This window comes from Micromonospora sp. CB01531 (genome assembly GCF_001905095.1).
GTDB lineage: Bacteria > Actinomycetota > Actinomycetes > Mycobacteriales > Micromonosporaceae > Micromonospora.
Genome location: NZ_LWLS01000008.1, coordinates 1 through 10678 on the forward strand (window position 1 = coordinate 1; position 10678 = coordinate 10678).

Sequence of the window (10678 nt, forward strand, 5' to 3'; positions counted from 1 at the left end):
TGCCTGAACCGAGAATGACCAACAGGGTCTCCAGCGGATGCCAACGGGGTCAACCGGTGCCAGCGCGAGCCACTGCGGCCGGCCGCCGGTCGCAAACCGGGGTTCGTGTGCTCCATGTGCGGTCCTGGGCTGGGAGAACGACGGTCGGGGGAACGTAGGTGAACGTGGGCCACTCCCTGCCACCCCAGGTGAACGCCCAGGTCGCTAGTCGTAGCTCTGGGGATAGAGCAACGGTTTCCTAACACGCTGCTCCAACCGTGTCCGCAGGCTGATGACCTGCGGCCTCTGCATTTCTGCGTCGCGCGTGGCGGTCGCAACGGGCAACTGCTGTGCTCGGTGGCCGCAGATCAGCAGCCGCCCACAGGACGCGCTCAGCCGGCCTTTTGCATGGCCTGCGATTGAGTGGAGGGGATCGAAGCACCACCCTGGTCATCGTCCTTAAAGCACCCACGGCGTCGACCGGCATCCGCTAACGTTCAGGCACCCTGCCCCGGCGGGCACGGGGATCTGGTAGGTCGGCCAACGCAGCGGGCAGTGCGGTAGCGGTTTCGGACCTGGTGACGGCCGCTGTGCCGGACATGGGCGAGATCAACGATGATGGCAGTGCGGGCACGACCCACTTCGGACGGTCAACATGACGTAGAGAGACCTCGATCGCCATCTAAGCCGGTCATGCCCGCCCTGCTATGCCAGACACCGCCCGTCTACACCAACCCGGTCAACCCGGACAGCCCACGGCTTGGCAGAGGCCCTGATCATCAGTGAGAACGCTTGTGCTGGCGACGTGGTCAGGGTCCGACGCAGCCTCAACGGGGCGGTGCCGAGTTTCCAGCATGAGGCCACCGCCGGGATGGCCTGGCTCAAGAGGAAAGCTCCTGGACAACGATGCGCCCTTTCCAAGGAACGCGACGGGTTGTCAAGCATGTCGCGGAGACAAAGCAGCGGAGCTCCGAGGCCGTTGGCGATCCCTTCACCAACCACCCGAGCGAGTGGTTCCGGTGATCGATCCGCACCACTACGCGGCATGCCACTGAATCCTGGATTCGCCGCCATCGCGAAAGCGTTGCATTCATGCATGGGCATTGATAATAGACGCTGGACGGCAACCGCGACGGCAACCCAAGCGAATATGGACGGCCATCGACAGCCTGCGACCACGATGCGTGATCGCCGAGGAGCCGGCTAGAAGAGCCGGGCAGGGTTTACTGGCAACGCCCGCCCGACTCCTCTTGCGCGGCACTCACAGAGACTTCGGGTTCCCTATCGCAACAACAATCAGTCAGTGGCAAACCATAGATCTTCGGCCGAGAATGCTTCGACACTTCGGCCCGGAAGTGCGTCCGGAAGGATGTAGCCGGGAAAAGCCTTACGCAAGCCTGCTAAATCAGCAGAGAAAGCTCTCTCGGTCCACGAATCCACCACCAGTACAACTACTCGAGCCTCAATTACCCGATACAGGGTCTCCGAAAATTTACCCAAGAGCATGATAAAGGGTCTTCTCACATGGATATAGCAGATCGTCGCTGCACCATCCATGACCTGGATCCAGTCCTCGTCACCCTCATCCCAGGAAGTAACCGCACCAGGCAACAGCGAGACAACCATCGCTGCCTGCTGGATTGCATCTGTTTTGCTCCAGGCAAGGGTCGAGATCAGCGCAAGCTCTTGGTCAATGGGAGTTGCCTTCATCACGGAGCTCCAGAAGGCCAGGCATGGATTGTGCGGCCGGAACGAGTCACTGTCATCCAGCTCGTGAGCTCGCCAGTCCTGCCAAGAACCCCGATCGGTCCATTACTCACGAAGACCTTGGCTTTATTGCCAATCCAAAGCTTGTTGGCATCCGCATATCGAGCAGCTTTAAGAGCCTCCGCGGAGGCATCCACCCTGAACAAGAATTGACTCTTCCCCGCCGGCATAGCGGTTCCGTCGGGAAGCATCTTCCCAGCAAAGGAACCCGTTGTATGCGGTGCCATCGCAGCCTCACTTACAGTGTGCTTTCCATCGGTCAGATTTCCATGACGGTCAGAGAATGGCTTACCACCACCGTTATGTACGAGCACCGGCGCGTTGCCGGCTATCACATAGTACGTGTGGAGGTCGGCGACGGTGAGGTCACGCATCGTTTGGTCGTCGATGAAGTTGCGGACCTTGGCGACGGTGACTGCCTCGCCGGTTGAAGTGTGCAGCCGCTCGGTGGGTTGCAGTTCCGCTGCGTCGACCCAATCTCGGCGGCTCTCGCTCCAGAAGGGGTGGTGCTGCGTGGTGTGGAGGGTGGTGAATTCGCCGTCCTCGGTCCGAACGGTCAGGTCAGTCAGTTCACGGTCTTGGTTCTTGTGCAGGTCGGTGACCGGCTTTTCCGTGGTCTCGCCTGTTTCGGGGTCGGTGGCGAGGACGAGGTCACCGACGCCTACATCACTGATCGCACGTCGGGTTCCATCTGCGAGGAGCACCGCCGTTGTGGGCGCGAAGCTGTGGCGGCACCCACCCTTGAAGCCTGTCCGTGCGCCTGCGGCTATCCCTACCGCCCCAATGCTTGATTCTGTCCAACTAGCGGCCGCTGCTTCGTAGTCGCCCTCAGCGATATGGCCAATAGTTTTCGCGTACCCCTCGTAAACTCCCACAACGCCCATCGGCACCGACACGATCGCAGACACATAGTTGGTGACAAATGTTTTTCCAGCGTCAGCGAGCGCGTCCGTGAACGACATCTTGCCGTCTGCTACGGCGTTGGCGTTGTTGTAGACGGAGGTCCATCCATCCGCGATCTGTCCACCTGCCGCACGGAGCGGGTCCACCACTGCGCGCTTGGCACCGGAGTACATCCCGCTGCCGATCTTTCCCCAGAAGCTCTTCTTCGTGGGCTTGGTGGGCTTCGTGGGCGGCGCGGGCTTTGACGGCGCCACCGAGGGGCTTGGCGGTACGTATTTGCCGCCGCCGTCGTTGATCCAGAGCAATCCGGATGGGTCGCTGAATGTGACGGGCGAGTTGTTGGCGTAGGTGTAGGGGTTCCATTGCTGGGGGTCGGTCAGGTCCATCACAGGGTCGACGGAGATGAATCGGCCGATGGTGGGGTCGTATTCTCGGGCGCCGAGGTGTGTGAGGCCGGTGGGGTCTTGGGTGCCTCCGACGAAGCCTTTGTCCATGCCTGCGGCCCACGTGCCGGCGGTGGAGCCTCTCTGTTCCCCGTACGGGAGCATGCGGCGTTTGGCGACGGCGAGCGTGGTGGCGTTGATGGTCAACTCCGCCGTGCCGTGATGGTCGCTGGCGATCCAGCTAAGGCCAGTGCCCGTGCGGATGGCGATCGTTTGGCCGGCGTGAGTGTAGTAGCGGGTGGCAGTCTTGATGGTGGTGGTGTTGGTGTAGCGGACTTCGGTGCCGCCGGGGAGGTAGAGGGTTTTGCCGGTGGGGTCGGTGCGGATGAGCCGGTTGCCGTCGGCGTCGTAGATGTAGCTGGTGGTGGCGGAGTCGGTGGAGCTGAGGATTTTGCCTTCGCGGTCAAAGGTGAGGGTTTGGGTGGCGCCGGTGCTGGTGGGTCGGGTTTTGGTGTTGCCGGCGTTGTCGTAGGTGTAGTTGCGGGACCAGGTGGTGCCGCCGCTGGCGGTCACGTTGGTCACGGCGTGTGGCCTGGCTGCGCCGGCTGCGGGGTAGGTGTAGGTGTAGGTGGTGTTGGTTGCCCCGCGGCGGGTTTCGGTCTTGCGGTTGCCGTCCGGGTTGATGGTCCAGCTGTGCCAGTAGGGGTAGGCGGAGCCGTCGATCTGGGTCCAGGCGGTGGGCTTGGTGGTGCAGCTGCCGGTCTCCGGGGTCCAGGCTTCGGTCATGCGTTGCAGGTAGTCGAGGGTGAAGCACTGGTGGTCGGCGACGCCACCGTTGGGGGTGTCGTGGATTTCGGTGATGTTGCCGGCGCGGTCGTAGGTGTAGTTGTAGTTGGCGGCTTCGGGCCGACCTCAACAATTCGCCGGCATGGCGGTACGGGGCGTACCGGTGGTTCCTGAGCTCGTTCGAGTACGGCAAGGTCCACGACATCGCGTGGGGACGGAAGAGCCCCACGAAGCGCAAGATCGCGGCGCAGACCGGTACCGACAGCCCCGACCAGTTCGTCTTGCCCGGCACCTACGACGAGCCCGTCGGCCACGGGCTAGACACGATCACGCTGCGTGAGCTGCTGGAAGCGAACGTGCGCGATGTCAACATCGTCCTCGCGCACAGCATTGATCCTCACAGCGGAGCCACCGAACTGTTCGTCGGCAAACCGAGGCTCAACGTCGGGGGCGGCAGGCCTTGGGTGTGGCTTCGATCCTTGCTTCCTAACGACGGTGGCTCGGGCTCCGGAGCGAAACCCGAAGCGCCGGCGCCAACCGGTCCCGCGCGTGGCGCCGACGTGCCCGACGCTCCGGTGCGGCTGCGGCCCCGCGTTGCCGGGAAGGACACCGCCGTGGAGTCATCAGGGCGATGAGGAGCCCAGCCCCCGCGACTGCAGCCGCGCGGCTAGCCGACGCCGCGCGGCTGTTCAGCGGACGACGGTTGACCCTAGCCCGACAGGTTGCTGGGTTACGCAAGAACGGCCTCGCAGAGCGCATCGGCAAGACGCCCACCGCAGTGGCTGGCTACGAGAACGGGACCAAGCGGCCAGCGCCTGCGACAGTGGCGCAGCTCGCCTTGACCCTCAAGGTCGAGCCGTCGTTCTTCATGGCTGCCGATGCGCCCGATACCCCGATTCCTACACCGCACTTCCGGTCCTTGAGGTCCACGACCCAGCTCGTCCGCGATCAGGCACACGCCTACGGGTGTCTGGTCGCTGACGTCGCCGCCTCGCTAGAGAAGTACGTCGAGCTACCACAGCGCGATGTACCGCGACGGCCGGTGCCGCCAGATGAGGTGGCCACGGGAGAAGCGGAGGCCGCCGCCGCGGATGTTCGCGCCGGGTGGGGTATGGGTACCGGTCCCGCTGGCCACCTCGTCCGGCTGTTGGAAAACAAGGGTGTCCTCGTGGTCTTCTCGCTTCCGCAGACAGCCGCCGTGGACGCATTCTCAATCGAGGCGGGCGACCGGCCGATCATCCTGCTCAATCCCGTAAAGGAGGACTACTACCGGCAACGATTCGACCTCGCTCACGAACTCGGCCACCTCGTTATGCACACCGACGCGGAACCAGGCAGCAAACTCGTCGAGGACCAAGCGCACCGCTTCGCCTCGGAGTTCCTGATGCCGGCGGCGGGCATCATCGACGAGTTGCCCGCGCGGGTTGACTGGCAGCGGCTGTTCGCCCTCAAGGAACGCTGGGGCGTAAGCCTGCAAGCACTACTCATGCGGTGCCGCCAACTGAAGGTCATGAGCGAATCGACCTACCAAAAAGCGATGGTGACACTGTCGTCCCGCGGTTGGCGTCGACAGGAGCCCGGCGAAGGAACCGCCCCTGAGCTGCCATCGCTGCTGCCCAGAAGCGTCGACCTCCTCGAAGCGGCAGGCTACCCCGCCCGTACGTTGGCCGAGCAAGCACGCGTGCCTGTCTTCCTGTTCGAGATGGCAACCTCACGCCGCCCCACCACCGCGTTCGGGCTGCCCGAAGGAGATGCATCGGACAAGCGGGAACATGAAGACGTTGCGGGTGGCGTGGCAACTCTGCCGATCCCTAACTTGTATGGAATAGACGGCAGGATCTGAGGCCAGTGGGTGGGGGGCCGTTAGGGGATCGGTCTACACCGGAGGTGCCGTAACAGGCGACTGGGCGTGAGGTGAGAAGAGGAAGGGGGTCGCCGCGTCCAGATACCGAAGCCGCTTCCGGTTCAGAAGATCATTTCTAGTGGTTGAGTGAGGTGCCCGACGCAATTAGACGTAGGAGGCGGTCAACCAGAAGTGCCACGAACTCCGTGCTGCTGGAGAGCTTGCAGACATCATCGACCGTTACTACGAGAACCCTTAGACCATCGCCTTGAGCCATCGCTATCTTATGATGAGCGGCGGCCAGGGAATGCGGGTCGCCCGTTATCCCGTTCGCCGCAACTAGAATGCCAAGCTCAATTCGACGATTACGCATCTTGTCGATGAAGGCGGCGACCGTCGGGGCGTCGACTGGCTTTGCCCAGTTTTTGCATTCAACAAGGAAGAGGTGGGGAAAGCAAGCTAAGCCGTTGTTCGTGCGGGTGTTTGCCACAGCTATATCGATCTCCTCGCTGTGGAAGGGATCGATAGAATTCGGCCGTGAGATCACCCCAGGAACTTTGTTGAGTAGGTATTCGAAGAGTTGCTGTAGGGCCATCCCGCGCGCGGTGGTGGAAAGGGCTGCATCCCTGCTCCGGGTAATGAACCCGGATACCTTGACACTTGAGTAACCGGCCACGTCGGGCTCACTCGGGGACTTCTGTGAGCTGGTCGGTAATCACACGCCTGAGATCGTGGCGGCGCAGCCGATGAAGCAGGTCCTCGATTTCGATTGCGATAACCGAGGGAAAGTTGAAGTCCGGGAACCGTCGTCCAAACTCGTCGTGGTAGACGAGAAGACCAAGGCCGACATTCCTCTCGCGCATCGATTTCTGGAGGCGACGACCGAACCAGGTCAGCTTCTGGTGATCGAGGTCGCCGCTCTTTGCCTCAACCAGCACAATCTCTGGTAATCCCCCCAAGCTGAACGCCGCATCATAACCAACGTCTCCCTTCATAAAATCCGGAGTTTGGACCACCTCGGCACCTTGCTCGCGCAGAAGACGCAAGACAAGATCCTCAAACCGCATCCCGCTGACTACAGCGTTTGAAGCAAGCCACCTCGAGATCTCGTCAAAGCTTTCGAGCGCCACGCCCCGCGGCGTGCCGCTGCCAGTGCTCCGAGTCGGTCGGGGCTGCGGTCTATGCAAAGTAGCGATGAAAGCCCAAAGGTGAAGGCTGAGTGCGGGAACGTCATCGACCGGACATGGTGCAACGACAAGTGAAGCGACAGCGGTCGGAGCCGCTAGGGGTGGAGGGGCAACGACGAGAACGGGGGTCCCTCGCTCGACAAAACGCCCCAGCCGAAGCATCACATCCTCGTTCGTGAATTCCGGAGACTTGGAGGAGCCTGGACGAACTTCCGGACGGGGCCGATCGCCTCCTTTGCTTGGGGGGCGAAGGATGCCTACGACCGCGTCCGGCTTGCGTTCGGCGTCATCGCTTAGATGACTCCGCAATGCTGTTTGCTTTGTCACCCCAACGCTTCTTAGGGTCGATTGCACGGCGCGGGTATCTACCCCCGCTGCGGCGATCACTAAGGCGGATAGGCGGGTCCCCCTCTCGCGCCGAGCACCCCTCTGGCGTAAATGGACGCCGCTTTCCGTCAGTACTCGGTGAATAAAGCCGTACGATCTTCCGGTGGAGGCAGCCAATGCGCGGATGCTTTCGCCCGATGTATAGCGTTTGACTAGGTCCGCCCCAAGACTTCCCTTATTTGACTCGTCGGGGGCCGGAACCGTTCGGGGCAGCTGCGACTTGTTGGAGTGGGCGTGGCGTGACTCCGGCATCGCGTTCCTCTCGTCCGGTGCGGCCGCGCTACCAATTCTGCATGTGAATCGGGACATGCGCGTGGTCGGCGCCCCGCGCAACCTGCTGCGGCCAGCGTCGCCGCTATCCGCCGAACAAGTCGTCGAGAGGGCCGCGCAGCTTCTGCCACCCGGCTTCGAGGGCATTGCGGCATTCGGCAGTGAGGCTGCCGATGTCGTCGTCGACACCGGTTGGCGCTACCTGGCGCCACCACAGCCAACCAGTCTCGATCTGGGACCCCGACCAACCAAGGTGACTAGCGTAGGTCTCAAGTTGCTCGGTCATGGTCTTCACGAACGCGTTTCGCTCTGGGTGCTTGGGCATCTTGACCCGCACGCCCACATACGGCCATGGGTCCGCGTCGGTGAGCAGCTCGGCCGGTTTCCACTGCAGGGCGATCGCTGCGTGCACTTCGCCGCGCTGCCAGGACGGCCGGCGTAGCTCGAACGTCGGATGGGAGGCGAGAGCCATGTCCCAGACGTGCTCAGCCTCCGCGAGAAGGGTCGCGTCGAGTGTTGCCGCCGCGTTGTGAACTGCGGCGGTGATCTCTCGCATCGCACCGTCACGTAAGGCTGCCCACTCCGACAGCAGTCGCCAGTGGCGCATGTAGAACTTCGTCTTTTCATCCAGCATTGAAGGTCCTTCGCTCCCGTACAGCAGCTGCAGGGTTTCCAGGAAGTCCCGGGCGCCGGCCGACGCGTCGTTCGGCAGCGGAGCCATGAAGCCGGCGATGTGCCGCCAGGTGAGCGGTTTCCACCCTGCAGGGCCTGGTGGGCCGTCGGGCCCGGCCATCTCACGCGTCAGGTACACCAGGGTGGCCGCCTCGTTGGCCCACAGTCGCGTAAGCCGGGCGCACTGGTCTCCGTGCTGTTTGGCGTTGACCTTCGCCTCGAGCAGTACGCAGACCCCTCCGGCGCGGACGACGAGGTCTGCCGGCGTTCGTTTGCCGTCGGAGGTGAACCGTGGTTCCTCCCGGGTTACTCGCACCTGAGCGGTCGGGTCGAACGGTAGACCGCACCGCTCGAATAGGGCCTTCACGACGCGGTCGCCCAGCCCGTGGTGGCCTTCGGGTCGCAGCACCCAGGCCAGGCAGGTGACGAGCTTGCGCTCAAGCTCGTGCATGCCCAGAACCGCCAGCAGGGTACGAGGGCCGGTTCGCCACTGGCCAGCGGCTTTGATGGCGGCGGCTTCCGCCGCCAGAACACTCAGATGCGTCTCCCATTGCCCGACCTGTGCCCGATTCGCCGCTTGCCATTCGGTGGCTGACCTCTCCAGCCATTGCTCGTCGGTCACTACACGATGGTTGCAGGCCCCTCCGACAACTCTGCGTCAGACGCCCGCTTCTGCCGAGCCGGGTGAACGTGCCGGTTCGGGGCATCGATGCAGCCGCGCCGCACGACGCGCGGCCAGCAGCCATTGATCAGCAGCCGACCTAGAGGCCGTAGCCTCTCGAGAGTCGGAGCCCCGCGCGTCGTTGCGATGCGGGGTTGCCCAGCTAGCGGTTGGCCCGCCGGCCCTGTCGATTCGTTGGCGCATGTCCGCTCCGCCAAGCGAGCATCGCGGCCAGTTCGCGGAGGATCTCCGGTCGGTCGGCTGGCGTAGTGCCACGCAGAGAGACCAGAGCGATCACCAAGAAGGCTCCGACGGGCGCGATTGCTGCGGTAATCAGGAGTAATGCGGGAAGGAGCGCAGGCACGACTATCCCCAATTCGGGTTAGTCCGTGGTGCTCATCTCACGGGGGCGGCGAAGCACGCTCGAGCCTATGAGCGCGAGCCTAGCAGACGCTGGGCTTCCCGCTCTGGGAGGTCGGGTGGTAGAGGGGCGACGTGGGCGGGTTGCTCCCCGGTCTTCGTACGCCCGATGGACTCCTTGACGAGCGCGTGAATGTCCAGGTAGTACTGGCGTCGGCAACCGCATGACACCTCAGTGACGGTGAAGCTGGGCCCGGTAACCATCGGCATGGCGAACGGCCCCGTCATCGCGTACGACCACCGTCCAGCCTCCTTCATCTCGACCTTCATGACCGAAGGGCTGGGTTTCAACCTCGTGGCGGAGGACAAAGCTTCGATGGCGCCGTCGTAGCAGGCCCGGACTTCCTCGGCGGTCGAGCAGTCGTCGATCGCGTCGAGGTGAACTGCTGCGGCGTTGTGCCGTATTGCCCGTGGTGGTTGCCGATGCCCTGCGGACCAGACCCAGATGCCGTCCGACAGTCGGTAGGTGGCGCCCAGGAGGCGACCGTCCTTGACGCACCGGCTATCCGCCAACCTGGTCAGGCGTCGGCCGTACTCAGCGATCGAAATGAGGACTTCGGCTTCCCGGTCATCGTTCATCGAGGGTCACCTGCACACCCCTGCCGGTGAACTGGTACGCCAAGGCAGCCACGCCAGCGGACTTGCCTGCCGGTGTTACTGGCAGAGTTTGCACGTGGCTCCCGCGCCGAATCGTGCCGGCGTCTGCCCTGACACCGGCATGGACCAGGGCAAGCATCTGCACGTGGTACGCCCGGCGGCACTTACATGAGGTGTACTCGAACAAGGGCAGGCCGTTGGCGAAGAATTGCAACGCGTGCCGGGTGCCGCGCCACGATGTGACACGTACCGTGCGGTCGCCTCCACAGCTGAGGATCCGCACCACTGTTGCCGGAGATTCGTAGCGAGGTGCGGCGCTCAGAAGCTCGTCAGCTAGCTGAGCGGCCTCACGATAGATTTCTGGGGAGAACTCTTCGCTGTCGAACCTGTCCAAGTGCCAGGATTCGATCTCTGTCCGGCTTCCCGATGGCGACAGGCGGCTGCCCGCGTGCCAGGCCCACAAGCCGTCGGTCAGCCGAAAGACAGCAGCCAGCAACCGCTCGTCATGAGGGCACCGAGATGCCGCCAAGAGCGGCAGTTCGCGCCTCTTCGTCATGAACAGATGCAGGACCTGTAGCTCCCGCTCGCTGGGCGATCCCTCAAGGTCGCTGTTCGCGCCGTCCATGCATCCCAGCCTGCCACGGTCCGGCCACTTGCTGTGAGGCTCGCGCTGCGGCGCAGCAGGTGCCGCGATCCAGCGACCGCGCACATCGCCGCCGCCAACCGGCACCACGCCCGCAACAGCGCCCGCCCACTGGCCCTCCTCGGCATCAACGACGACTTGCAACTAACGATCTCGTGCGCAATAGGACGGTCGGTGGCG

General features: G+C 63.4%; 9 protein-coding genes and 2 pseudogenes. 2 read left to right on the plus strand and 9 right to left on the minus strand.

Annotation, left to right across the window (positions count from 1 at the left end; genetic code table 11):
• Nucleotides 1-1275: 1275 nt before the first annotated feature.
• From A6A27_RS42775 to A6A27_RS47320, 3 genes and pseudogenes are all read right to left on the minus strand, one after another.
• The gene (locus A6A27_RS42775; protein WP_143193855.1) at nucleotides 1276-1689 is read right to left on the minus strand and encodes a hypothetical protein; all 414 of its coding nucleotides are present in this window, start codon (nucleotides 1687-1689) and stop codon (nucleotides 1276-1278) included.
• Nucleotides 1689-2822: a polymorphic toxin-type HINT domain-containing protein gene (locus A6A27_RS47315; RefSeq protein ID WP_443189941.1), complete on the minus strand. Its 1134-nt coding sequence runs from the start codon at nucleotides 2820-2822 to the stop codon at nucleotides 1689-1691. The genes A6A27_RS42775 and A6A27_RS47315 overlap by 1 nt, the downstream gene beginning before the upstream one ends.
• A 125-nt stretch (nucleotides 2823-2947) precedes the next feature.
• Nucleotides 2948-3941 (minus strand): annotated as a pseudogene (locus A6A27_RS47320) (RHS repeat-associated core domain-containing protein); the annotation flags it as partial.
• A 158-nt stretch (nucleotides 3942-4099) separates the two neighbouring features.
• Between A6A27_RS47320 and A6A27_RS42780 the strand changes: the two are divergent.
• Both A6A27_RS42780 and A6A27_RS03805 read left to right on the plus strand, forming a co-directional pair.
• Nucleotides 4100-4453 carry a hypothetical protein gene (locus tag A6A27_RS42780; protein WP_143193856.1) on the plus strand — a complete coding sequence of 118 codons (354 nt, stop codon included), beginning with the start codon at nucleotides 4100-4102 and terminating at the stop codon, nucleotides 4451-4453.
• Nucleotides 4450-5661 carry a helix-turn-helix domain-containing protein gene (locus tag A6A27_RS03805; RefSeq protein WP_073832979.1) on the plus strand — a complete coding sequence of 404 codons (1212 nt, stop codon included), beginning with the start codon at nucleotides 4450-4452 and terminating at the stop codon, nucleotides 5659-5661. Before A6A27_RS42780 ends, A6A27_RS03805 begins: the two co-directional genes overlap by 4 nt.
• Before the next feature lie 136 nt (nucleotides 5662-5797).
• On the opposite strand, the gene A6A27_RS03810 is transcribed toward A6A27_RS03805, so the two are convergent.
• The 6 genes and pseudogenes from A6A27_RS03810 to A6A27_RS03825 all read right to left on the minus strand — a co-directional run bounded on the left by A6A27_RS03810 (nucleotide 5798) and on the right by A6A27_RS03825 (nucleotide 10480).
• Nucleotides 5798-6337: a restriction endonuclease gene (locus A6A27_RS03810; RefSeq protein ID WP_143193857.1), complete on the minus strand. Its 540-nt coding sequence runs from the start codon at nucleotides 6335-6337 to the stop codon at nucleotides 5798-5800.
• Nucleotides 6338-6344: 7 nt separating this feature from the next.
• Nucleotides 6345-6791 carry a hypothetical protein gene (locus A6A27_RS44790; protein ID WP_198940174.1) on the minus strand — a complete coding sequence of 149 codons (447 nt, stop codon included), beginning with the start codon at nucleotides 6789-6791 and terminating at the stop codon, nucleotides 6345-6347.
• A 465-nt stretch (nucleotides 6792-7256) separates the two neighbouring features.
• Nucleotides 7257-7406, minus strand: a pseudogene (locus tag A6A27_RS45635) (helix-turn-helix domain-containing protein); the annotation flags it as partial.
• A gap of 184 nt (nucleotides 7407-7590) precedes the next feature.
• Nucleotides 7591-8799, minus strand: coding sequence for a PD-(D/E)XK nuclease family protein (locus tag A6A27_RS03820; protein WP_083672405.1), 1209 nt, complete (start codon nucleotides 8797-8799; stop codon nucleotides 7591-7593).
• Between the two features lie 468 nt (nucleotides 8800-9267).
• Nucleotides 9268-9837 (minus strand): hypothetical protein, encoded by a 570-nt coding sequence (locus A6A27_RS42790; RefSeq protein WP_143193859.1) that lies wholly within the window; start codon nucleotides 9835-9837, stop codon nucleotides 9268-9270.
• Nucleotides 9827-10480, minus strand: coding sequence for a hypothetical protein (locus A6A27_RS03825; RefSeq protein ID WP_073832984.1), 654 nt, complete (start codon nucleotides 10478-10480; stop codon nucleotides 9827-9829). Before A6A27_RS03825 ends, A6A27_RS42790 begins: the two co-directional genes overlap by 11 nt.
• Nucleotides 10481-10678: the final 198 nt, after the last annotated feature.